The 24,357-nt window shown below is 65.3% G+C and carries 18 protein-coding genes; 11 read left to right on the top strand and 7 right to left on the bottom strand.

The features are described from left to right. Positions 1-5: 5 nt before the first annotated feature. From KIT25_10045 to KIT25_10025, 5 genes are read left to right on the top strand one after another with little or no spacing between them, the layout of a single operon-like run. Positions 6-269 (top strand): acyl carrier protein, encoded by a 264-nt coding sequence (locus KIT25_10045; protein UYN97243.1) that lies wholly within the window; start codon positions 6-8, stop codon positions 267-269. A gap of 14 nt (positions 270-283) precedes the next feature. After that, positions 284-1,192: an AAC(3) family N-acetyltransferase gene (locus KIT25_10040; GenBank protein UYN97242.1), complete on the top strand. Its 909-nt coding sequence runs from the start codon at positions 284-286 to the stop codon at positions 1,190-1,192. Then, a complete protein-coding gene (locus KIT25_10035; protein UYN97241.1) occupies positions 1,156-2,748 on the top strand; it encodes an acyl--CoA ligase in 1,593 nt (530 codons plus the stop codon). The genes KIT25_10040 and KIT25_10035 overlap by 37 nt, the downstream gene beginning before the upstream one ends. Next, positions 2,741-3,895 carry an iron-containing alcohol dehydrogenase gene (locus KIT25_10030; GenBank protein ID UYN97240.1) on the top strand — a complete coding sequence of 385 codons (1,155 nt, stop codon included), beginning with the start codon at positions 2,741-2,743 and terminating at the stop codon, positions 3,893-3,895. The genes KIT25_10035 and KIT25_10030 overlap by 8 nt, the downstream gene beginning before the upstream one ends. Before the next feature lie 2 nt (positions 3,896-3,897). Beyond that, positions 3,898-6,393: a hypothetical protein gene (locus KIT25_10025; GenBank protein ID UYN97239.1), complete on the top strand. Its 2,496-nt coding sequence runs from the start codon at positions 3,898-3,900 to the stop codon at positions 6,391-6,393. Here the strand turns inward: KIT25_10025 and KIT25_10020 are convergent. Together KIT25_10020 and hisH are read right to left on the bottom strand one after the other, a co-directional pair. Then, complete coding sequence (locus KIT25_10020; protein UYN97238.1) at positions 6,383-7,150, bottom strand: AglZ/HisF2 family acetamidino modification protein; 768 nt, start codon at positions 7,148-7,150, stop codon at positions 6,383-6,385. The two genes, KIT25_10025 and KIT25_10020, sit on opposite strands and share 11 nt — an antisense overlap. Beyond that, complete coding sequence (hisH, locus tag KIT25_10015) at positions 7,147-7,818, bottom strand: imidazole glycerol phosphate synthase subunit HisH (protein ID UYN97237.1); 672 nt, start codon at positions 7,816-7,818, stop codon at positions 7,147-7,149. The genes KIT25_10020 and hisH overlap by 4 nt, the downstream gene beginning before the upstream one ends. Before the next feature lie 68 nt (positions 7,819-7,886). On the opposite strand from hisH, the gene KIT25_10010 reads away from it, so the two are divergent. The 4 genes from KIT25_10010 to KIT25_09995 all read left to right on the top strand — a co-directional run bounded on the left by KIT25_10010 (position 7,887) and on the right by KIT25_09995 (position 14,666). Then, positions 7,887-10,286, top strand: a complete 2,400-nt coding sequence (locus KIT25_10010; protein UYN97236.1) for an N-acetyl sugar amidotransferase — start codon at positions 7,887-7,889, stop codon at positions 10,284-10,286. A gap of 71 nt (positions 10,287-10,357) precedes the next feature. Beyond that, the gene (locus KIT25_10005; protein ID UYN97235.1) at positions 10,358-11,662 is read left to right on the top strand and encodes a hypothetical protein; all 1,305 of its coding nucleotides are present in this window, start codon (positions 10,358-10,360) and stop codon (positions 11,660-11,662) included. 86 nt (positions 11,663-11,748) lie between these two features. After that, entirely contained in the window at positions 11,749-13,230 is a 1,482-nt protein-coding gene (locus KIT25_10000; protein ID UYN97234.1) for a hypothetical protein, read from the top strand. A gap of 14 nt (positions 13,231-13,244) precedes the next feature. Next, positions 13,245-14,666, top strand: a complete 1,422-nt coding sequence (locus KIT25_09995; GenBank protein ID UYN97233.1) for an O-antigen ligase family protein — start codon at positions 13,245-13,247, stop codon at positions 14,664-14,666. Here KIT25_09995 and KIT25_09990 read toward each other — a convergent pair. From KIT25_09990 to KIT25_09980, 3 genes are all read right to left on the bottom strand, one after another. Beyond that, positions 14,663-15,277: a class I SAM-dependent methyltransferase gene (locus KIT25_09990; GenBank protein UYN97232.1), complete on the bottom strand. Its 615-nt coding sequence runs from the start codon at positions 15,275-15,277 to the stop codon at positions 14,663-14,665. The two genes, KIT25_09995 and KIT25_09990, sit on opposite strands and share 4 nt — an antisense overlap. Positions 15,278-15,366: 89 nt before the next feature. Next, positions 15,367-16,491 (bottom strand): DegT/DnrJ/EryC1/StrS aminotransferase family protein, encoded by a 1,125-nt coding sequence (locus tag KIT25_09985; protein UYN97231.1) that lies wholly within the window; start codon positions 16,489-16,491, stop codon positions 15,367-15,369. Beyond that, complete coding sequence (locus tag KIT25_09980) at positions 16,488-18,107, bottom strand: Gfo/Idh/MocA family oxidoreductase (GenBank protein UYN97884.1); 1,620 nt, start codon at positions 18,105-18,107, stop codon at positions 16,488-16,490. The genes KIT25_09985 and KIT25_09980 overlap by 4 nt, the downstream gene beginning before the upstream one ends. A 270-nt stretch (positions 18,108-18,377) precedes the next feature. On the opposite strand from KIT25_09980, the gene KIT25_09975 reads away from it, so the two are divergent. Then, positions 18,378-19,280 (top strand): UDP-3-O-(3-hydroxymyristoyl)glucosamine N-acyltransferase, encoded by a 903-nt coding sequence (locus KIT25_09975; GenBank protein UYN97230.1) that lies wholly within the window; start codon positions 18,378-18,380, stop codon positions 19,278-19,280. Between the two features lie 104 nt (positions 19,281-19,384). On the opposite strand, the gene KIT25_09970 is transcribed toward KIT25_09975, so the two are convergent. Then, positions 19,385-20,899 (bottom strand): 3-hydroxyacyl-CoA dehydrogenase, encoded by a 1,515-nt coding sequence (locus KIT25_09970; protein ID UYN97229.1) that lies wholly within the window; start codon positions 20,897-20,899, stop codon positions 19,385-19,387. A gap of 90 nt (positions 20,900-20,989) precedes the next feature. Further along, on the bottom strand, positions 20,990-22,903 hold the full coding sequence (locus tag KIT25_09965; GenBank protein UYN97228.1) for a propionyl-CoA synthetase: 1,914 nt from the start codon (positions 22,901-22,903) through the stop codon (positions 20,990-20,992). A gap of 74 nt (positions 22,904-22,977) precedes the next feature. Here KIT25_09965 and KIT25_09960 point away from each other — a divergent pair, with 74 nt between their 5' ends. Continuing rightward, entirely contained in the window at positions 22,978-24,312 is a 1,335-nt protein-coding gene (locus KIT25_09960; GenBank protein ID UYN97227.1) for an LLM class flavin-dependent oxidoreductase, read from the top strand. The last annotated feature ends 45 nt before the right edge of the window (positions 24,313-24,357 follow it).

Here is a 24,357-nt window from a genome sequence, read left to right as displayed (position 1 = left end):
CCTGAATGACTGACGCGATAGAAGCAAGACTCCTGGCGGTTGCAGCCGCCTTCCTGAAGACCGATGCCACGACGCTGAACCTCGATTCGGGACCCGGTGACGTGCCGCGATGGGACTCCTTTGCGCAAGTCGGACTGATTGCCGAAGTCGAGGCCCAATTCGATCTCGCCTTCGATGTCGAGGAGATCACGACGTTCGAGACATTGCGTGACATCCACGATGCCATCCGGGCACGTCTCGGCGCGCCGGTGGACGCCGGCAAGGCCTGACCCCTATTCGAATCATGCTGCAGCCGATCGGCCGGATCCTCAAGGCGCAGCTTCGGGCTCTTGGAGTACGTCGTCCATCCGAAATGTGGGCCCGCCTGCGCCGCCTCGCCCAAAAGCGAGTGCTGGCCCACCGCTATCCGAAGTTTATGGGCCCTGCCCTTTCGACGGCGCTGGATCGCGTTGGCATTGCGACCGGCGCCACCGTCTTCGTGCATTCGGCCTGGGACGAGTTCTACAACTTCGAGGGCAAGCCGATCGATCTGATCCGGGTCCTTCAAGAGAAGGTCGGTCCCACCGGCACGATCGCGATGCCTGCGTATCCACTGACGATCGACCCAGCAGCCCTGTTCGACGCGCGCCGCACACCCACCGGGGCAGGGCTGGTACCCGAGACGTTCAGGCGGTTGCGTGACGCGCGCCGCGGCGTCCATATCTTCCATTCGGTCGCAGCCGTTGGACCGAACGCGGAGTACCTAGTCGGGGACCATCATCGGTCGCTCACGACGTGGGATCGCCATTCGCCGTACGCGCGCCTCGCTGAGCTGGACGCCACGATCCTCTGCCTGGGGCTGCCGAGGTCCTTCGGCCTCGGCACCTGCATGCATTGCCCCGAGAGTCTGCTCTACGAGGAACTGCCCTACTTCAAACGGGTCTTCGGACCGCCGCTCGAATACAGGTACCGTGATCAGGCCGGCCGTGAGGGCGTCCACCGCCTGTTGCCGCGCACGGGTCGGTGGCGTCCGACACGTGTGCTGCGCCACATCGATCCACGCGAAGTGCGCGTGACCCACGTCTCCAACGTGCGTCTCCAGGCAATATCTGCCCGTTATCTGGTCGACCGCATGGTCGAGCTCGCCCGCCGTGGTATCGTGAACTACTACTGGCCATGGCCCAGCCGAAGGCTGTTCAGGGCCGACGGATGATGGATCGCGACCGCAGCGACATGGCAATGGAATCGACAGGAGACGCAGTTCTGGTTTTCGAGCCGGTGCTCGCTCGCGCGGCCCGCTTCGCCGAACGTCCCGCCCTTGCCGACGTTTCCCGCCAGTACAGCTACGGCCAGCTCGGCTGCGCGATCGAGCAGCGGGCCACGGTCCTGCGTTCCCTCGGCATCGCGCCGGGCGATCGCGTGGTTCTCGCGTCGGACAACTCCGCCGAGCAGCTCGCCACCCATTTCGCCATCCTGCGGACGGGGGCCGTCTCCGTGCCCCTGCCCGGCAGCACGCCGGTGGATCGGCTGGACTTCATCGCGCGCGATTGTACGGCACGGATGATCTGCGTCGACACGCGTGCTCTGGCTGGTGCCCGCGCCGGCGGCGAGCGGACCATTTTGTCACTGGCCGACCTCTCGCGCCGAGGCGAGGAGGCCCGGCAGCTTGCCGAACCCGCCGGCCGCACCCCCGACGACATCGCCTGCCTGATGTACACGACCGGCTCCACGGGCGATCCCAAGGCCGTGATCCTGACGCACCGCAGCCTCGGCAGCGCGCTTTCGCACATCATCGACTATCTCGGGTGTAGCGCGGCCGATCGCGAGGCGATCGTCTTGCCGCTGTCGCACAGCTTCGGTCTCGGCCACGCCTACTGCACCCTGTGGTGCGGCGGCTTCGTCTGGGTCAATGACGGTCTTCGGCCGCTCAAGGCCGTGCTCGACGCGCTGACCCGGTTCGAGATCAACGCCATGCCGACGACGCCGTCCATGCTGCGCCTGTTGCTCGGACCGTATCGCCAGGCGTTCCTGCGCAACGCGGGCGGGCTGCGTCGCATGGTGGTCAATTCCGAGCGCCTGCCACCCGACCAGGCGGCCGAGGTGCTGGCCGCCCTGCCTGGAACGGACATCGTGATCTACTACGGCCTCACCGAGGCCTCCCGCTCGACCTTCCTGCGCCTGCGCGACGAGCCGGCAGAGCGTCACGGCACGGTCGGCAGGGCCGCGCCGCGGGTCGAGATCGGCATCTGCGATGCCAGCGGTGCTCCTCTGCCGTCGGGGTCGGAGGGCGAGGTGCGCATCCGCGGCCCTCATCTCGCGGTCGGCTACTGGCAACGGCCGGACGAGCAGGCCGCCGCCTTCCGCGATGGCTGGCTCCATTCCGGCGATCTCGGCACGCTCGATTCCGAGGGCTACCTCACCATCACCGGGCGGCTGAAGGACCAGATCAACGTCGGCGGCTTCAAGGTCTCGGCGAAGGAGGTCGAAGACGTCCTGCGCCGCTATGCGCGCATTGCCGATGTCGCCGTCACCGGCATATCCGATCCACAGGGCCTGCGCGGCGAAGCCGTGGCAGTTGCCGTGGTCGGCCACGATCGCGATCTCACGGCGGAAGAGGTCGCGGCATTCTGTGCTGACCATCTCGATGCCGCTGCCCAGCCGCAACGCATTGCAATGGTGGATGCGATCCCCCGCGCCGAAAGTGGCAAGGTCCTCAAAGGCGACGTGCAACGGCTCTTCCAGTCGGGCGATGGGTGGACGCGTGCTTAGGCTGAGAGTGCCGCTGCCGCGACTGATCGGCCCCGGCGAGGTCATCGCCGGCGAAGGCGCCCTGGCCGCCCTGCAAACGCTGCCGGCCGTACGAGTGGCCATCGTCGCCAGCGAGCGCGCGTACGCGGACCCGGTGGTGCAGCGCTGGCGGGCGCTGCCGGCGGCTTTCCAGCTCGAACGCTTCGCGCCGAGCTGGCACGGCGAACCGAGCCTGCCGGCGCTCGCCGGAACCGTGCACGCGATCACGCAGTATCGTCCCGACTGGATCGTGGCCATCGGCGGCGGCAGCATCATCGACGGCGCGCGCCTCTGCTGGGCGCTTTACGAACACCCGACCTTTCCCGCCGAGCGGTTGGCCCGTCCCTTCGCCCTGCCGCCGCTGCGGGCGCTCGCCCGCTTCGTGGCAGTGCCGACCACCGCCGGCACCGGCGCCGAGTGCTCGTCGGCCGCGATCATTACCGATCCCGAGACCGGCCACAAGGTGCCGGTTGTGACGCACGATTTCCTGCCCGACGTCGCGATCCTCGATCCGCGTCTCACGATGAGCCTGCCCGTCGGACTCACAGTCGCGACGGCGCTCGACGCGCTGGCACACGCGCTCGAGGGCCGTGTCTCGAAACTCACCAATCCACTGGTCGACGACATCGCCGACAGCAGCGCCACGACGATCCTGGGCGCGCTCGCCGAACTGCTCGACAACGGCGAAACGCCGGAACTGCGCAGCCGCCTGCAGATTGCGGCCTACTATGCGGGGCAGGTGCAGAACCTTCGGCTTGTGGGCCTGGCGCACGCCGTTGCCCATCGACTGGGCCCATGGCAGGGCGCACACGCCGCGGCCGTCGGGTACCTGCTGCCGCTCAGTCTCTCCCTGGCGGCCCGGTCGGCGGCGGCGCGCGCCGCCTACGACGGTATCGCCCGCCGCAGTGGATTCGCCGACGCCATGGCAATGATCGATGCGATCCGCACCCTTCCGGGTCGCGCTGGGCTGGCGACCAGGCTGCGCGACGTGGCGCGGGCCGGCACAACGTTCTCCGCGGCAGACGCCGGCCGGTTGGCCGAACAGGCTTTGGCCGACCCGATCGCACGCTTCCTGCCCTACGAGCTGTCGGCCGAGGAGCTGACCCGGCACCTCCAGGAAGCCTGGTAGCCATGTCCGACCGGTCGCTGTTCGACGAGGATCCCTTCGCGCAGCCCCGGGCCGAGCGCGAGCGGCGGCTGCTCGCCGAGCTCGTGTCAGGCATCGCCGCGCATCGGCAGGCAGGCCCGTTGTTCGACCGCATCTGCGAGGCAACGGGCTGGCCAGCCGCCACGCCGCCCGCCCGGCTGGAGGATCTGCCGTTCATCCCCGCCCAGTACTTCAAGGAGGCCGGAGAGGAATTGGTCTCGGTGCCGAAGGAGCGGCGGTTGCGCTCGCTGTCGTCGTCCGCGACCTCGGGCCGCGCCAGCACCGTCGTGCTCGACCAGGCGACGGCCCGGCGGCAGGTGCGGGCGGTGGCCAGCACTCTTGCCAAATTCATCGGCCCGCAGCGCCGCCCCATGCTGGTCTGTGACGTCCCGCCCGAGCAGGCGCGGACCGGCGAGATCTCGGCGCGCGCCGCGGCGATGCTGGGCTTCATGACCTTCGCCTCGGCGTACAAGCATCTGCTGACTCTCGGTCCCGGGAGCATCGTGGCACTCGACGAGGGCGCGCTGGAGCAGGCGCAAGCCGCCAGTCAGGGCAAGCCGGTCACCATCATCGGCTTCACCTTCCTGCTCTACACGGCTCTGATCGAGCCGCTCGACAGGGCCGGACGGAGGATCCCGTTGCCCGAGGGGTCGACCATCCTGCACATCGGCGGCTGGAAGAAGCTGGAGGACCGCAAGGTCGATCGCCTGCAGCTCGCGGCGGCGGCATCGCGCGTGTTCGGCATCGATCCCGACCGCATCGTCGACTGCTATGGCTTCACCGAGCAGATGGGCACGCTCCACCTGGAATGCTCGGCCGGTTGCAAGCATGCCCCGGCGTTCGCCGACGTCATCGTGCGCGATCCCCTGACCATGGCCGTGCTGCCGGACGGCGACGTCGGCGCCGGCCAGTTCCTGTCGCTCGTCCCGCTTTCCTATCCGGGCAACTCCGTGCTCACCGACGATCTGGTGCGCGTCATCGGCCGCGACACCTGCCCCTGCGGGCGGCAGGGCACCACTTTCGAGGTGCTGGGCCGACACAAGTCGGCGGAGGTGCGCGGCTGCGGCGACGTGCTCGCCGAAAAGATCGTGCTGCAGATGGCGCCGCCTGTGCCGGCGGGCGTCTCGATGGATAGGGCGAGGGCGACGACCAAGCCGCAGGCCGTCAGCTACTTCGGTGGTGGCGTCGCATATCGGCAGTTCGCGGGCGATCGCCCGTTGCCATCGGTGAAGGATTGGGGCGCCCTCGAGCGGCGCCTTCGCCTCGCACAACGCGAGCTCACCAAGCTGCCGGTCGACGACATCGTCGGCGTGTTGGATGTGGCTTGCGCACGCTGGTCGGCAGCCGACAGTCCGTTCGCCGCCTTTCATCCGCACGGCCTGTCGTTCGTCGCCGGGCTGGTCGCGGGAGGTGGCTTTCAGCGCATGGTCAACGCCTCGCTGCGGGGATCGCGAGGCCATGTCGATGGGTTCCGGCCTGCCGCTCACGGCGCCGGGCGCCTGCGCGCCCTGCCGCTCGGCATCGTCGCCCACTGGCTGGCCGGCAATGTGCCCACGCTCGGCTTCCTGTCGCTGATGCTGTCGCTCGCGGCCAAGAACGCCAACGTCGTCAAGGTCCCTGAGTCGGTGTCGCCTCTCCTGCCGGAGATGCTCGCGACCATCGCCGACGTGCGATACGCCTCGCCGTCGGGCCGCGAGGTCAAGGGGCACGTGCTGACCGACTGCATCGAGGCGCTGTGGTATCCGCACGATGCGGCCGACGGCGCGCTGCTGTCGCGGATGGCCGACGCGCGCATCGTCTGGGGCGGCGCCGAAGCGGTGCGCTCCATCGCCTCCCTGCCGCGCCGGCACGACTGCGTCGACATCGTCTTCGGACCGAAATTGTCGCTGGCCGCGGTCGGCCGGGAGGCTCTTGCCAATGAGTCCCTTGCGCGGCGGGCGGCCCGCGGCGTGGCCATCGACTGCTCGGTGTTCGACCAGGAGGCCTGCGCCTCCGCCCACACCGTGTTCGTCGAACTCGGCGGCGAGGTGACGCCCTCGCAGTTCGCGCGCCTGCTGGCAGAGCAGATGGCCGCCGCCAACCGCCGCATCCCGCGACTCGGCGTGTCGGGCCAGGTTGCCGGTGCCCTCAAGAGTGCCCGCATGCAGCACTTCCTGAACGGCGAGGTGCTCGCGCCGGCGAGCCTGGAGTGGTCTGTGCTCTATCGCGAGGTCGAGGAGCGGCCGGCGCCGGTCTACGGCAGATGCGCCCTGGTGCGGCCGATCTCCGACCTGGGCCAGATCGCCCGCCATCTCGATCGCGACACGCAGGCGGTCGGGCTGGCGTTGCCCGGAGCGCGACGGCTTGCCGTCGCCGAAGCCATTGCCCAAGGCGGCGTCGATCGCATCACCGAGCCCGGCCAGATGGCCGAGTTCGCCGCACCGTGGGACGGCGTCTTCCCGCTCGACCGTCTTGTGCGCTGGGTGTCGCTCAGCCGGTAGGGGCGCGCAACGACGCGAACTCGCGCCGGCTCGGAAAGCTGATCAACACCGCCTTGTGCGTTCCGTGGAAGACGAACAGGCTGCCCGCCGCGGCACCCGCCGCGCCGCTCGACAGCGCACTGCGCAGGTCCTGCACCGAACCGGCCCCGCCCAAGGCGACGACCGGCACGTCCACCGCCTTGGCGATACGCCCGACGAGATCCAGGTCGTAGCCTTGCATCATGCCGTCGCGGTCGACAGCGCTCAGCAGGATCTCGCCGGCGCCGAGCCGCTGCAACTCCACAGCATAGGCCACCGGATCGGCGAGGGCGACCTTGCGTCCGGCATGCGACCAGACCGCGGGCCGGCCGAACAGCGGCTTCTTGACGTCGATCACCCCTACGGTGCTCGAGCTGCCGATCTCGGCGGCGATCTCGGTGATCAGCCCCGGCCGCTCGAGAGCGCCGGAATTGACCGCGACCTTCTCGACGCCGAGCCGGACCAGCCGCCGGGCATGATCCACCGACCGCACACCGCCGCAGTAGCCGATCGGCATGAAGGCCTCCGAGACGATGTCTTCGATCTCGGCGAAGCGCGGCTCGTAGCCTTTGCGGGTGGCGTCGATGTCGACCAGGAAGAGCTCGTCGGCCTCCTTGTCGCTGAAGATCCGGACGGCATTGATGGGATCGCCGACATACGTCGGGTTGCGGTAGCGGACGGTCTTGACCAGGCCCGCCCCCCGCCAGAGCAGGCAGGGGATGATCCGTCCGGCGATCATGTGGCCTTCGCGAAGTTGGCGAGCAGGCGCTTGCCGAACTGGTGGCTCTTTTCCGGATGGAACTGCACGCCGGCGACATTGTCGTGGGCGATCGCCGAATCGAACCGGTAGCCGTAATCGGTCTCGCCGATCACGTCGCCTCTGTCGCGGCAGACGAAGTGATAGGAATGGACGAAGTAGAAGCGCAGCTCGTCGCCCCTGCCCTCGAACAGGCGATGGGGACGGACGACGGTGACGTCGTTCCAGCCCATGTGCGGGACGCGCTGCCGGCTGGCGAAGGCGGCGGAGTCGAAGCGCTTCACCACGCCGGCAATCAGGCCGAGTCCGGGCAGGCCCCCCTCCTCGCTGCCTTCGGCCAGGAGCTGCATGCCGAGGCAGATGCCGAGCATCGGCACCCGGCGCTGCCGCGCCGCTTCGACGAGCGGGCCGCGCAGGCCTCGTTCCTCGACGTTGCGGACCGCCGCATCGAAGGCGCCAACACCCGGCAGGATAATCTTGTCGGCGGTGGCGCACTGGGCCGGATCTCCGGAAATCACCACGTCCGCCACGCCGATGCGTGAAAGCATGTTGCGGATAGCGCTGACGTTGCCCATCCCGTAGTCGACGATCAGAAGCATCCAGTGCGATTGGCGTGGCCGTTTGGTCAGCTTGACAACTACCAGCGTCAAGTCAACAAGGTGCGCACTAAGCAGGCCAAGCTTACAGCAACCTGTCGGAGCCTTTGGGAAGGGGACGGATGGCGTCGCGTGTCGAGGGGGTGACGGGCTCGCCGAAACTCGGTCCGCCGCAGCACGAAGGGCAGGTCTGCCGCCAGTGTCTGATGGACACCAGCGACCCCGAGATCGCCTTCGACGAGCACGGCGTCTGCAATCACTGCCATGGCTACCATCGCAGGATGCGCGAGGATCTGCCGGCCGGCGACCGGCGGACTTATCTCGAGGGCCTGGTCGCGCGCATCCGCAAGGCCGGCGCCGGACGGCCCTACGACTGCGTCATCGGCGTTTCCGGGGGGGTCGACAGCACCTATGTGGCCTGGTTGTGCAAGAAGGAGCTGGGGCTGCGGCCGCTTGCCGTGCACCTCGACAACGGCTGGAACACCGAACTGGCGGTCCGGAACATCGAGACCGTGCTGCGCCGGCTCGACATCGATCTCTATACGCACGTCATCGACTGGGAAGAGTTCCGCGACCTTCAGGTGGCGTTCCTGAAATCAGGCATCGCCAACTGGGAGCTGCCGACCGACCACGCCATCCGCGCCCTGCTCTATCGCGAGGCGGCGCGTCGGGGCATCAAGCACATCATCACCGGATCGAACCTGGCGACCGAAGCCGTCATGCCGTCAGCGTGGATGGCGGACAATGTCGACCTGCGGCTACTCACCTCGATCCACCGCCGTTTCGGCACGCGGAAGCTCAAGACCTTTCCGAGAATGAGCCTGCTGCGCCTCGCGTGGTACACGTTCGCACGCCGCATCCGGCAGATCCCGATCCTGAACTATGTCGACTATCACAAGTCGCGGGCGATGGAACTGCTCGAGCGTGAGTTAGGCTGGCAGCCCTATGAGTTCAAGCACGGCGAGTCCCAGTTCACCCGCTTCTTCCAGCGCCATTACTTGCCTCGCCGGTTCGGGTATGACAAGCGCAAGGCGCACCTCTCCAACCTGATCCTTTCGGGCCAGATCACGCGCGACGAGGGCCTGGCCGGGCTGAACGCGCCGCTCTACTACCCCGACGAACTCGATCGCGATCTCGCTTACGTGGCGAAGAAGCTCGAGATGACGCCAGCAGAGCTCGCGGCACACATCGAGAATCCGCCGCGTCGCGCCGACGACTATCCGAACAGCAATTGGATCAGGCGGCGACTGCCGACGCTGGTCGCCATTGCCCGGCGTGTAGCAACAGCGCGCAATTTCACGACGACCGCGCCGCGCAACGGTGGTTACAATCTGCACATCTATCCGTCACCAATCTCGCGGGAAAGCAGGATCTTTCGCATCACCGAGGCGCTCGACAAATGGTCTCTATTCGACCGCATATTCATTGTCGGCATGCAGGATGGCGCAGCGCCGTCGCATCAATCGATGGGCGGCCGCCGAGAAATCGTGCGGATCAGGCCGTCATTTCGCAATTCGCGCAATCTGTTCCTTCGCCTGGCACGCTTTATCTCCTGGTACTATCGCACCATGCAGACGTTTCGGCATGAACCGATTGCCTGTGTGAACAGCCATTCCCTGTCGACGTTGCCACTGGGCTGGATGTTGAAGCGCGTGACCAGGGCGAAACTGGTCTACGACACGCACGAACTGGAAACCGAGACGCTGAATATGAGAGGTGCCAGACGGTGGCTGGCCAAGCTTACTGAGGCATTGTTCATCAGTTCGGCTGACGCTGTAGTCGTGGTTAGTCCGAAAATAGCGGAGTGGTACGCCGCCCGCTATCCTGGAATTTCACCACTAGTGGTCCGCAACTTGCCGCAAGAACTCTATGCTCCCGGGCGGCTCGACCTCTTTCGCGAACACTTCGGCATCCCATCCGATGCGCTGGTCTTCTTTTATCAAGGCCTACTGGATGAAGGGCGCGGTATCGATGTCATCCTCGATGCCTTTGCACGCGTTGGCGCTGATCGTCACGTCGTCTTCCTTGGATTTGGTTCCCAGGAGAGCCTGATAGTGGAATACGCCCACAAACATACGAACATTCACTTCATGCCGGCAGTCCCGCCCAATCAAGTGCGCAAGTACACAAGCTCTGGGGATGTCGGTCTGTGTATCGGTCAGCCGGTTTGTTTGAGCTACATCTACAGTTTGCCGAACAAACTGTTCGAATACATGGGATCGGGCGTCGCAGTTGTTGCGACGAAGCTTCCCGAAATCGCCAAGGTGATCGAATCGTCGGGGAGTGGCTGGACGGTCGAGAACGACAGTGAACACCTGGCCCGTCTAGTCGAGACGATCAGCCGAGAGCAAGCCGTGCAGCGTGGGACCAAGGGTGCACAATGGACAAAACTGAACACATGGGAGAAGGAATGCGAGGTGCTGAAGTCTGTGTATGACAAGCTGGAGTTCACCGCGACCAATGTCGCGGAACCTCAAGTGCGGGCACCCGTACTTGTCGTTGCCGAAACGCTGGGGCGGTAGTGTCTCTCGAACATCCGTCCCTTCATCAATCTTCATCGACTTCTCCGGATCTGACGTCCGGGATTTCCGGTATGGCCGCGCTTTTTGCGCTGCACCTCATGTTCGCCCTTGGCTTGCTTTGGTTCCATCGCGAGCTAACCCCTGATATCTACGCGATGGTGCTCGACGAAAACGTCTCCCGTACCTTCGACGAGGTCGCTCTCGGCATTGGTTTAGGGCTACTGCCCCTTTTTTGGGTACCTTGGCGCCTCAGCCATCCGTCGGAGGTTTTCGCATATCTGCTTTTCTTGGCCGTCTATTTGCCGTTCTGCACAGTTGGACTGCAGTCGATCGCGGTCCCGAGTGCAACGCTCCTTCCTTACATCGTTCTCTGCGGACTTACGATCATCAGCTTATTCATGCTCGCCAAGGTTCCGTCTCGGCCAATTGTCCGCAGGGGCCTCTCCATCAATCAATTGGCCTTGGGTGTGGCCCTCCTGAGCGGCGGAATCATCGTTCTGTCCGCAGCAACGATCGGTTTCGATTTGGCGCCGCGAGCTTTGGAGGATGTCTACGACCTCCGCCTGATCCGAAGAGAACAGTTCGCTGCGGGTGGCTTTGTGCTCGTCGTATTGGGCTATCTGTTGTCCCCAATGAATCTTGTCTTGGGGCCGACACTGGTCCGAATTGGTCTCACGTCCGGCCGCCTTTATCTGCTACTTGTCGGCGCGGTTGTGACCTACCTGAGCTACCAGATAACGGGACAGAAAGATGCCCTCGGCGCCTGCTTCATCGTTATCGTTGCCACGTTTGCCTGGGGAGGAACGCGCGATGGCCAGTTTGCCTTCGCGACTTGGCGCATCGTTGCCATGTTCCTCGGCTTCTTAGTCATCGCGCCAATCTACGATGCATGGCAGGACGACCCGGGGCGACAGCTGAGCCAGCTAACGGTTTCTCGACTCTTCATCATTCCAGGCATGCTCGGCGCTTATTGGGTAGAATTCTTCTCTCTGAACCCGCACGGCTATTATGCAGGGGGCGGGGCGCTCGGATTGCTGTTCGGCCGTGATGAAGTCTACGGAATACCGCTGTCGCGCATGATCGGCCTCGTCTATGGCGGCAACGAGGAGAGTAACGCCAACGTCAATATGTTCGCCGAAGGCTATGCACAGGCGGGGCTGCTCGGAGTTGTCGTCGCATCGGTAGTTGCTATCGTCGCCTTTCGCATCGTCGACCGTGTCACCTTAGATCGAGACTCCAAACTCGTGTTGCCACTTTGCGTGCCGCTGGCCTTCAACGTAACAAACGGCCACATCTTCGGCTTGATCTTAACTGCCGGTCTATGGCTGTTCGTTGTTCTCATCTATTTCATGCCGGCGCAACGGGACGTCCGCTGATCTCGATCCTGCGCGCTCAATAATCTCTTTGTTTGAGCGGATAATCCTGGGAGCACATGTTGAGAATAGCACTCATCGCGTTCGGCATGGCGCTCTCAGTGGCCTCTGCGCACGCGGAGGATTGCAACGCCCTGGTGCCCGAAGTCGCAAACGATCTCATCGAGGCGCCAGTCCCAAAGGCTGAGAATCGTTGGCGGGCGATCGAACGCATCTGGCGCGAGTCGTTCGATCTGGTGCGGCAGGATGTCGAACGATCTTTGAGAAACAGTGGCATCAGTCCGGTCGCCGACGTGATTCAGGGCCGAACCCATGATCCGTTGCGGGAGGCCATTATCCATGGACGAGATGACTTGGCACACTCGCTGCTGGCGATATGGCAGATGCCGCTCGACGTGTTGTCGAAGCGCGATCGCGTCAATGTCTACTATCTGACGCCTGAGCGACGGCACTCAGAGGCACGGCTCGCAGCCGAACATGCCATGTGGGTTGGACCGGATGGTTTCGAAAGCGTGCTCTACTCGGCAATATACTTGGCTGGAGCCACGGACGTAGTTGTCGCCATTACCCGAAGGCCCGCCGATAAACGGTCCAGAGCAATGGTGAAGTTCGCCAAAGACATCGGAGAGCTTGCGCTAGACCATTACAAGCGCTGGGCATTCGGACCACCTAAAATCTGGCAAGTCCGCGGCTGGGGTTGCGAAGCTTCCGGTCTGGATCTCGTCGAGTTCACGCGCCGGCGGTTGGACCGCTCGCTGGGCAACGGTCGGCTGCCCTATTGCGTCGCCCCCACCGATATCGACATGTTGATCGCCATAGGCATCACCAACCTCTTGGCTGTCGGCAGCACAGCACCGGAACTGGTAACTGTCCCCGATGATGATCGAGGACGGCTGGTCGAACTGCTGAGAGTTCAATCACAATTCTTTGCATCTCGGGTGGAGTATGGGTTCTCGGCCGACGCTTACGGCAAGTTTACGGAGACAGCCGACTTCGACCCCGCGACTTGGGCCTCGCATCCCGACTTCGTTTATGTCGGGAACGACTCGCCCGCATTCCCCGCGCTTCCGGTGTCTGCCGGCATCAGAGTAGGCTGGGACTTCGCCCATGGTGTGCGTATCGCGTGGACGGCATTGGCGCTGGCCGAACATGGACTTGATCACGGATTCGATTGGGCGCGCTTTGCTGATGCTTTTGCAGGCCAAGTGGCTCACCGCGTGTTGGATGACAAGGCTGACGTGCCGCGTTTCCGCAACTACCTCGACGGCAGCAATGGTTGGTACCGGGTCAATCCAGTTGCCGGCACCGGCATCCCTCCGTTTGGACTATCACGTGCCTTTCTCGCGGCGCCTTGGGCGCACCTTGGCGCTCGGGACGATAGGCTTGTGAAGGCCACAAGGGTTATGTGGAAGGCGCTCGCAGCTCCCACGCCCGAACAGTGCCGTTTGCTCAAGGAGATTTACGTCGAGGGCAGCTACTGGAAGGATCGCAAGCCAGCAGGCGCCCCGATATCAGGACCGTACTATGGCTTGCATTTGCTCCCATTCCTTGCGGTAGCCCCGGTTCGCTAGCTAAGTTGAATCATATGACCTCTGGCGCCGCCTTTCTGCGTCTGACCTCCGGCATCCTTCTGATCGCTGTAGTAGGACTTTCACCGATGCCGCTGGCGAGCAACCGTGATTGGGCGTGGAGCCCCTTGACCATGGCTGTCGGAACGTCATTGGTTGCCTACGGCATGTCGAACGCGCTGAGTGGGCCGTGCCGAAGAATTCTTTCTCCCAGTCTGATCGTGTCGATGGTGGCCATGTCTTGTGTCATGGCGTGGGGCTTGCTTCAAATCAAGCCCGCGCTTGGCGGGGCACATCTTGAATCATTCCTGGCCTCGGCGCATTCGGCTCTCGGTGTCGACGTCGCCAATTCGAACTCCATCGACGAAGAACGCGCTCTGACGGGGGTCATGCGACTTGCTACGTATGCGGGAATCTTCTGGCTGGCTACTGAGTTTGGACAGGAGCGACGCTACGCCAAGACCGTTTGCATCGCGCTCCTGTGTTCCGCCGTCCTGATAACCCTGTACGGGTGGGCGATGGAGACTACGGTCCGATCCTGCATTGCACTGACGGTAGTGAAACGTGACTTTTCCAGTGGCGATCCGTGCACTCTTTCCGGGACTTTTGTGAATTCGAGCAACTACGCCGACTTCGCTGCCCTAGCCGGCTTGTTTTGTCTGGCAAGTCTTCACGACTTAATCCTTCAAGCCCGCGGTAGCGCACGCGGCAGCCGAGCCCGCTGGCGCGCCCGGCTGATGATCCTAACGGGATCCGGCTCCCCTTACCTCGCGGCGTTGCTGCTTCTCCTCGGCAGCGTGGTCTACACTACCTCCCGCGCCGGCTTGGCCTCTTTCGTGACCGCGGGCGTCATCATGACGATCCTCGTTGCGGCCGCGCATCGAGCACGAATCGGGACCATAGTGAGCTCGACCGTCGGGCTGATGCTTCTTGCTACCATCGTGGTCATCTTCGGAGGCGGGACGGTATTGCAGCGGTCAATAGGGCTGCTTACCGAAGGCGACTCCGACCGAGTGCATCTTTTTGCCCTCACGGCTGAGGCGATATCGGTACGCCCATGGACAGGATGGGGCCTGGGATCCTTTGAGCCGCTGTATCCCGTGCTCCAACCGACGGCGGTGTGGTTGAATTTCGACAAAGCCCACAACACCTATCTCGAAAACGCGCTCGATCTCGGCATCCCGGTCTCGCTGCTGCTGATCCTGGCGATCGCAGCGCCCGCGTGGCAGTGCCTGAAGGGCCTACGCGAGCGTCAGCGCGACACGCAGTTCGCGGCTACCGCCGTCGGCGCGACGATCTTGATTGCCGTGCACTCGATCGTCGATTTCGGAATCCAGATTCCGGCCGTTGCCGTCACCTATTCGGCGCTTCTCGGCGTCGGCTGGGCACAGTCGTGGAGCAGCCGCCACTTCGCCGATCCGAACGCCAACCGGCCCTAGGCCTTCATGACATAGACCCGCTGCCCAATCAGGAACGGAAACAGCGCGCGCATCGTGAAATACAGCGCTGGCGCGAAGCGCGAGACGGCGCGCCCGATCGGCGGAACCAGGGCCCCGGGGACGCTGAAGGCGACCGGAAGGCCGACCAGACGCTCCAGCCTGTCCCGCGTCACCGCCCGAGTGGTCCGGTCGCCGGGACGTTGTCGGCACCAGTCCCGGGTGACGATGAAGCCACCGGGCTTGACGACGCGCCGCATCTCCTGGCCGATTGCCATCGCCACTTCCTCGTCCGTGCTCTGGAAAAAGATGGACGAGGAGAAGACGACATCGAACCGCGACTCGAACGGCAAACACCGGGCGTCCGCATGAACGAACTCTATCCCGGGAAATCTGGTGCGACCGAGCTCGATGGCCCGCTCGGAGATGTCGACGCACGTGAGGTTGGCGCATGGGGTCCGGACGGAGAAGAAGGGCATCAACGAACCGCCCGAGCTGCCACCAACATCGAGCACGTGGGCGGTTTGTGGTACGAAGCCTATGCGGCCTAACGCCTTGAGCATGGCGGCCTCGCCGGCGAGCGTCTGAAAGAGCACACCTGGATTGTCGAGCAAGTCGTTGCGGCTCTGCCCCTTCGCCGCATAGTAGGCGGCGTAGTTTTTCGCGGTCTCCCGCGGTAGAAGCGTGCCAGGTCTTGCGTCTATCACAGCGCGTCTTCCAAGGCCTGCACGATTCGCTCCTGGCTGGCAACATCAAGATATGGATGCATCGGCACACTCAGGACCTCCGTCGACAGTCTATCCGACACCTCCAGTACTGTTGTCGCTGGGAACTGCCGATACGCCGACTGCCGATGCAGCGGCTTGGGGTAGTAAATCGCCGTCGGGATGCCCCGCGCCTTGAGCTTCGCCGCCACCTCATCGCGTCGACCGCCGACGATACGGATGGTATACTGCGCCCACACGGAAATACAGTCACCAGGCACAGTAGGCGTGATCACGCGATTGCCCAGCGCCTCGGCGTAGCGCGCCGCCACCATTTGCCGCTTTTCGATCTCGTCGGCGAAGATATCGAGCTTGCACATCAGGATGGCGGCCTGCAGCGTGTCGAGCCGGCTGTTCATGCCGATGCGCACGTTGTCGTACTTGTCGCTGCCTTGGCCGTGCACGCGCAGCGACTTCAGGGTCGCGACCAGCTCCGGGTCGTCGGTCAAGATGGCGCCACCATCGCCGTAGCAGCCGAGCGGCTTGGCCGGAAAGAAGCTGGTGGTGGTCACGGGCGCGAGCGTGCCGACCTTGCGGCCGCGAAAGGTCGCGCCGAAGCTCTGCGCGGCATCAGCAATCAGCAGCAGACCGTGGGCATCGCAGAATGCGTTCAGCGCGTCATAGTCGGCGGCGAGGCCGAACAGGTCGACGGCAATCAGCGCGCGCGGCACGAGGCCCCGCTCCCTGGCCGCGCGCAGGCCCGCGTCGAGCTGGCTGACGTCGACGTTGAAATCGGCGACCTGCACGTCGACGAAGACGGGCGTGGCACCGACTAGCGCGACGGCCTCGGCCGTCGCGGTAAAGGTATAGTCCGGCACGATCACCGCATCGCCGGCGCCGATGCCCCTAGCCATCAGCACGAGCTGGATCGCATCGGTGCCATTGCCACAGCCCACGGCAAATTTAGCGCCGCAGCAAGCGGCCAGCCGGCGCTCGAACTCGGCCACCTCCGGCCCCGAGATATAGACACCGCGCTCGAGCACGCCGGCGATCGCGGCATCGATCTCGCGGGCGATGCACCGGCGCTGGGCGGCGAGATCGATGAAGGCGATGGGCTGGGTCACTCGACAGTTTCCTTTTTCGTGACTGGGATCTCCTCGAGCCGGTCGGGGCCGGCCAGCCGGTAGCGCCGTCCTTCGCGCGGGCAGACGAGATCCTTGCCCAATCGCTCGCCGGAGTGACCGACCCAGCCAATGCGGCGCGCCGGTACGCCGGCCATCAGAGCGAAGGGAGCCACGTCCTTCGTGACGACGGCGCCGGCGGCGATGAAACAGTATTCGCCCAGCGTCGTGCCGCAGACGATCGTGGCGTTGGCACCAATGGTGGCGCCACGCCTGACCAGCGTCGCCCGAAACTCGTTCTTGCGCTCGATCTCGGCGCGCGGATTCATGACGTTGGTGAAGACGCAGGACGGACCGCAGAACACGCCGTCCTCCAGCGTGACGCCAGGATATATGCTGACGTTGTTCTGAAGCTTGCAGCGGTCACCAACGATAACGTCCGGCCCGATGCTGGCATTCTGACCGATGACGCAGCCCTCGCCGATGCGGCTGTTCTTCAGGACGTGGCTGAAGTGCCAGATGCGGGTGCCCTTGCCGATCTCGACACCCTCGTCGACAGCGGCTAGCGGGTGGACAAAATGGTGAGGCTTCGCCAGCGGGGCCGCCTCCGGCGAGGTGACTTCCCTGAGGCGCACGCTGGCGCGCGTCTCTAACGAGCGTTGCCCCGCCTCCAGCACGGCCAGCACCGCCAGTCCCTCGTGCCCATCAGTACGCGGGCAACTGCCCGTGGCGACCGATTCGAGGAAATGCCGACACTCGTCGCACAGCGGCTCGGACTCCTGAAGCTCGACCGGTTGACCCGCCGCCTTGCGCGGTTCCGGCTGGCCATCGATCCAGTCGATCGAGTGCGGGTAGAGCGTCAGCTTGCCCGGCCAGGGCTGGCCGTCGTCGAACACCGCCATGGCCTTGTCGCCCACCACGACCAGCTTCTGCTCCTTAAAGGGATGAAGCCAGGAAACGTGGATGTGGGCATCGACACCGGAGGCGAAGCGCATGTGCATCAGTGTATTGTCGGCAATTGATGGATGGAGATGGAAGGAACCTTCAGTATGAACGCTGACCGGCGGCTCGCCAGCCAGTGCCAAGATCATGGAGATGTCGTGCGGCGCGAAGCTCCAGAGGATGTTCTCCTCGCGGCGTACCTTCCCGAAGTTCAGGCGGTTGGAATAGACATAGCGCAGACGGCCAAGCACGCCTTCACGCACCAGCGCGCGCATCCTCAAGAAGGCGGCGTGATACTGGAGCAGGTGGCCGACCATGAGGACGAGGCCACGCCGCTCTGCCTCGGCAACGAGCTTCGCCCCCTCGGCATGACAGAGGGCGAGCGGCTTCTCGACAAAAACATGCTTACCGGCAGCGAGCGCCTCGGCGACCATCTGGGCGTGCTGCTCTGCCGGGGCCGCAATGGCGACAGCCTCAATGACCGGATCGGTGAGCACGTCGGCCCAGCTACGGGCCGGCACCGAGTATTTCCTGGCGACTTCCGCCGCAACCAGCAGACGCGGATCTACTATGGCTGCCAGTGCGCCCAAACCGGCGAAATTGCGCACAAGATTTACGCCCCAATAGCCGCAGCCGGCGACGACGATGCTCGGCACGCTTGTACTCCCCGCCCGAATGCGCCCAGTCCCCGAATCAGACACTATTATAAATGAGACGGCGCGGCCAAGCCAGTGTCGCGCCGTGGGCGCGCCGATTTCACCCTACAGACCACAATCTGATCGTACCCAAGTATCTCAGAAAAGAATAGGTAGCTACCGGGTCGTGCCTCCCGGACGGACCGTCCCATGATGGCGCCCATGGCTGCGAGTTCCGGCCGAAATAGCCGGAGACCGGCGAGCATCGCCGACCGTGGACATCCGTTGGTCCCAATCGTTAGGTTTCACTACATGCGACACAAACTGAAGAAGCCGGTCTTGGTTTCCGAAATCGTCCGTGCACTCGGCAGCGACGTTCTTTCGCAAGTTGGCCCTGATCGCGAGGTAGTCGGCGTCTCGCCGTTTCCCAACTCGGATCCAGGTAGCCTGGCCTTTTGCAACCAAAAGGGCTGGCCAGACCTAGAATGCCACGCCGCGTGCCTAATCGTCTCGGGCGTCGAGATAGGCGACAACACCTACCCAACGAAGATCGTTGTCGCAAATCCCCGGCTGTCCTTTGCTCGTGCGGTCGCCTTCCTGTTCAAGGAAGAGGTTCGGTCGGGCATCCATCCCACCGCGCTGGTCGATCAGACGTCCATCGTCGATCCAAAGGCGGAAATCGGCGCCGGAGTCGTCATCGGGCCACGTTGCCACGTCGGCGAAGGAACGGCGCTCGGCGCAGGTGTCAGGTTGGTGTGCGACGTCAGGATCGGAGCCAACACGAAGGTTGCCGCCAACACGGTAATCGGCGAGGAGGGCTTCGGCTTCGAGCGCGATGACGATGGCCGGCTGGTGAACATGCCACACCTCGGTGGCGTCATCATCGGTGACAATGTGGACATTGGCGCCAACGCCTGCATTGATCGTGGCACGTTGCACGATACCGTAGTCGCCGATGGCTGCCGGATCGATAATCTCACCCACATCAGCCACAACGTGCGGATGGACCGGCATGCTGTGGTGATCAGCAACGTAACCATCTGCGGCAGCGTCCATCTCGGAGAGCGGTCGTGGGTCGCGCCAAATGCTGTCGTCAAGAACCAGCTCAAGATCGGCAAGGATGCCGTCGTCGGCCTGGGCGCCGTCGTGGTCCGCGACGTAGCTGATGGCGAAACCGTCGCGGGCAATCCTGCGAAGCCGATCCGCAAGCAGTAACGCTGAGCCGCGGCGGTGGAAGGTCGAGCAGCGCGGCGCACGGTTGGTATTCCTCTCGGAGTGTGTCTTGCCTCGGGCGACAATCACTCCGTCGTGGATGACGACTACTCCACCGTCGTTGCGGCCAGCCCGAGCAGCGCCCGGCGCCGCAGCCACTGGCTCGGCCGGTAGCGGTCGTCGCCGGTGATGGCCTGGAGCTGCAGCAGGATCTCGTGGCAGTTGCGCACGCCCAGCCAGTCGGCGAGCGCCAGCGGCCCGCGCGGATAGTTGAGGCCGAGCGTCATGGCGGTGTCGACGTCGGCGGCAGAGGCGATGCCGATCATCGCCATCTCGCAGCCGAGGTTGGCGATCATGGCGCACATGCGCTGGGCGACGAAGCCGGGCGAATCCTTGATCAGGGTGACCTTCGCCCCGGTGCGGGCGAGGATGGCGGCGGCGGCGTCGCGCACCAGGTCGTCGGCGCCGGGCGCGGTCATGATGGTGAGGCGTTTGGCGACGTCGCCGGTGAGGTCGACCGCCACGGTGCGCCGGGGATCGAGATTGCGCTCCACGACCGTGGTCGTGCAATCCTTGCCGACCGGCGCCACCAGGATCGGGCTGCGGCCGTCGTCGACGGCCAGCGCCCTGGCGCCGGCCTGCATGACGAGCTGGACCAGCTTCTCGTTGTGGGCGTCCATCACCACCACCGAAGCCGCCGGCACGACCGACGGCAGATGGTCGGCGCCGGGATCGATCTTCCCCCCCCTGGCGTCGTAGTCGTACCAGCCGCCGCCGGTCTTGCGGCCGAGGCGGCCGGCGGCGTAGAGGCTCTCGTGATACGGGCTCGGCGTCATGCGCCGGTCGTGGAAGAAGCCCTCGTAGATGATCCGGCGCGCCGGGAAGTTCACGTCGATGCCGGTGAGATCCATCAGCTCGAACGGCCCCATGCGGAAGCCGCAGGTGTCGCGCATCACGGCGTCGATCTGCGAGGGGCTCGCCCGGCCCTCCTGGTAGAGGCGCAGGCCCTCGGTGCCGATGGCGGTGCCGCCGAGATTGACCAGGAAGCCCGGCGTGTCGCCGACCACGACCGGCACGCGGGTCTGGCGTTTGCCGAGCGCCACCATGGCGTCGACCACCCATTGCGCGGTGTCGGCGGCGCGGATCACCTCGACCAGCTTCATCAGGGGCACGGGGTTGAAATAGTGCATGCCGCAAACCCGATCGCGCTTCTTCAGCGAACGGGCGATCGAGGCGATGCGGATCGACGAGGTGTTGGAGGCGAGCACGCAGTCGGGCGAGACCACCGCCTCGAGCTCGCCGAACAGCTTCTGCTTGACCTCGAGATTCTCGAACACCGCCTCGACCACGACATGGCAGGCCGCGAGATCGCCGATGCCGCCGGCGACGACGAGATTGGCCTCGGTCTTCGCCACGTCGGCATCGGAGAGGCGGCCCTTGGCGACCAGCCCCTTCAGCGTGTCGAAGATCGCCGTCTTCGCCCTGGCCGCGCCGCCCTCGGCGGCATCGAACAGGATCGCCTTCATGCCACCTTGCGCCGTCACCTGCGCGATGCCACGCCCCATGGCGCCCGTGCCGACGACGCCGACGGCGAGATCGGAGCGGTTGATGTCGAGAGTCATATTTCCTCCATTCATGTCGTCCTAAGCGAAGCGAAGGACCTCGCGGGACGACCAGACTCGGTGCAGCGGACGTTAGATCCTTCGCTGCGCTCAGGATGACAAGTTGGCAAACCCCGCCGTCTTCAGCCCGCCCTTGATCTCGTCGAGGGCGGCCGGGTCGTCGATGGTGGCCGGCATGGTCCAGGGCCGGCCGTCGGCGATCTTCTGCATGGTGCCGCGCAGGATCTTGCCGGAGCGCGTCTTGGGCAGGCGCGGCACGATCAGCGCCTGCTTGAAGAAGGCGACGGGCCCGATGCGGTCGCGCACCATCTGCACGACCTCGCGCACGATGTCGTCACCCGGCCGATCGACGCCGGCCTTGAGCACGAGGAAGCCGAGCGGCACCTGGCCCTTGAGCTCGTCGGCGACGCCGACGCAGGCGCATTCGGCGACGGCGTCGTGGCCCGCCAACACCTCCTCGATCTGGCCGGTCGAGAGGCGATGGCCCGCCACGTTGATGACGTCGTCGACGCGCGTCATCACCGAGACGTAGCCGTCGCCGTCGATGAAGCCCGCGTCGCCCGTCTTGTAGTAGCCGGGATAGTCGTCGAGATAGGCCTTGCGGAAGCGCTCGTCGGCGTTCCACAAGGTCGGGAACGTGCCGGGCGGCATCGGCAGCCTGGCGGCGATGGCGCCGACCGTGCCGGGCGCATCGATCTTCCGGCCGCTCTCGTCGAGGATCTCGAGTCGCCAGCCCGGCGCCGGCACCGAGCAGGAGCCCGGCTTGATCGGCATCGGCTCGAGCCCGACGAAGTTGCCGCAGATCGCCCAGCCGGTTTCGGTCTGCCACCAGTGATCGACGATCGGCACGCCGAGCAGCTTCTGCGCCCACTGGATGGTCGGCGGATCGCCCCGTTCGCCGGCCAGGAACAGCGTGCGGAACCTCGCGAGGTCGTACTGCGCGAGCAGCCTGCCCTCGGGATCCTCCTTCTTGATGGCGCGGAACGCCGTCGGCGCGGTGAACAGCGCCACCGCCCCGTGCTCGGAGATCACGCGCCAGAAGGCGCCGGCGTCGGGCGTGCCGACCGGCTTGCCCTCGTAGAGCACCGACGTGGCGCCGTAGATCAGCGGGCCGTAGACGATGTAGCTGTGGCCGACCACCCAGCCCACGTCCGACGCGCACCACCAGACCTCGCCCGGCTCGACGCCGTAGAGGTTCTTCATGCTCCAGTGCAGCGCCACGCAGTAGCCGCCGGTGTCGCGCACCACGCCCTTGGGCTGGCCGGTCGTGCCCGAGGTGTAGAGGATGTAGAGCGGATCGGTCGCCTTTACCGGCACGCAGTCGTGCGGCTTGGCGGCGGCGACGGCCTCGTTCCAGTCGAGGTCGCGGCCGGCCACCATCGTCGCCGGCGCCTGCGGCCGCTGGAAGACGATGCAGCGCGCGATCTTGTGGGTCGCCAGCGCGATCGCCTGATCGAGCAGCGGCTTGTAGGGCACGATGCGGCCGGGCTCGATGCCGCACGAGGCGGTCAGCACCAGCTTCGGCGAACAGTCGTCGATGCGGGTGGCGAGCTCGTTGGCGGCGAAACCGCCGAACACCACGGAGTGGACGGCGCCCAGGCGCGCGCAGGCCAGCATCGCCATCACCGCCTCGGGGATCATCGGCATGTAGACGATGACCCTGTCGCCCTTGCCGACGCCCGCGGCGGCGATGGCGCCGGCGAGCCTGGCCACCCGGTCGCGCAGCTCGCGATAGGTGAAGCTCTTCTTCGAATCGGTGACGGGCGAATCGTAGATCAGCGCCGCCTGGTCGGCGCGCCCTCCGTTCACATGGCGGTCGAGCGCGTTGTGGCAGGCGTTGAGCTCGCCCCCGGCGAACCAGCGGTAGAACGGTGCCCTGGAGCCGTCGAGCACCTTGTCCCAGCGCTTCGTCCAGTCGATCGCGCCGGCCTGCTCGGCCCAGAACCCCTCGGGATCGCTCAGCGAACGGGCGTGCAGCGCGCGATAGATGTCACCAACCGCCATGACAACGTTCCCTTCCCTTTCCGGACAGCAGGCTTAGCCTCGCCCCCGTACGGTCGCAACATGGGAGGTTTGCGGTGCCGAAGCCGATGATGCACCTGGCGCAGTTCCTGTGCCACAGCCCGACCTACCACAGCCTGGCGATGTGGCGACATCCGCGCACGGCGGCGGCGGGCTACGACTGGACCAGGCCGGAGCTCTACCAGCACATCGCGCAGGTCTGCGAACGTGGCCTGTTCGACATGGTGTTCTTCGCCGACCTCAACTACATCTCCGACACCTACACCGGCTCGCTGGCGCCGGCGATCCGCAACGCCACGCAGGCGCCCGAGCACGATCCGATCCCCCTGCTCTCGTTCATGGCCGCGGCCACCACGCGCATCGGACTCGGCGCCACCTACTCGGTGAGCCACCAGCACCCGTTCCATGCCGCGCGGCTGTGGGCGACGCTCGACCATCTGACGCGCGGGCGGGCGGCATGGAACGTGGTGACCACGCTCAACCACAACCAGTCGGCCAACTACGGCGAGGAGATGAAGCCGACCGACGAGCGCTACGACCGCGCGCACGAGTTCGTCGAGGTCTGCCGCAAGCTGTGGTCGAGCTGGGACAAGGACGCCGTCGTGATGGACCGCGCGGCCGGCCTCTTCGCCGACCCCGCCAAGGTCCATCGCATCGATCACGTCGGGCGCTACTTCAAGTCGCGCGGCCCGCTCAATGTCGTGCGCTCGCCGCAGGACGGTCCGGCCATCCTGCAGGCCGGCACCTCGGGCAAGGGCCGCGACTTCGCCGCGCGCCATGCCGACGCGGTGTTCGCCATCCAGCCCAATCTCGCCGGTGCCAAGGCGCTCTACGACGACATCAAGCAGGGCGCGGTCGAGGCCGGCCGCCGGCCCGAGGAATGCGTCTTCCTGTTCGGCGTGCAGCCGATCCTCGGCCGCTCGCGCGCCGAGGCCGAGGACCGGCAGGCCGAGCACAATGCGCTGGTGCCGCTGGAGGGCGGCCTCGCCATCCTGTCGGGCCATCTCGATTTCGATCTCTCGACCCTGCCGCTCGACACCGTCATGGCGCATCGCACCGAGCCCAAGCTGCAGCGCATGCAGACGCGCTACCGCAGCATGACGGGCGAGCTGCTGACCCTGGAGCAGGTCGCCCGCAACCACGGCCAGAGCGTCGGCCTGCCGCAGATGGTCGGCACCCCGGCCGACGTCGCCGACCAGCTCGAGGCCTATTTCGACGCCGTCGGCGGCGACGGCTTCATGCTGTCGCCGATCCACTCGCCGGGTGCGATCGAGGAGTTCGTCGACCTGGTCGTGCCCGAGCTGCAGCGACGCGGCCGCTTCCGCAAGGCCTACACCGGCACCACGCAACGCGATCACCTGCGGCAGGCTGCGGTCGAACGGGGCCCTTGAATCGCGACGATCAGAATATATATTCCCTTATTAGGGAGTAATTAT

The sequence above is a fragment of the Enhydrobacter sp. genome (genome assembly GCA_025808875.1).
Taxonomy (GTDB): Bacteria; Pseudomonadota; Alphaproteobacteria; order Reyranellales; family Reyranellaceae; genus Reyranella.
This window is presented reverse-complemented; position numbering and strand designations above follow the sequence as displayed.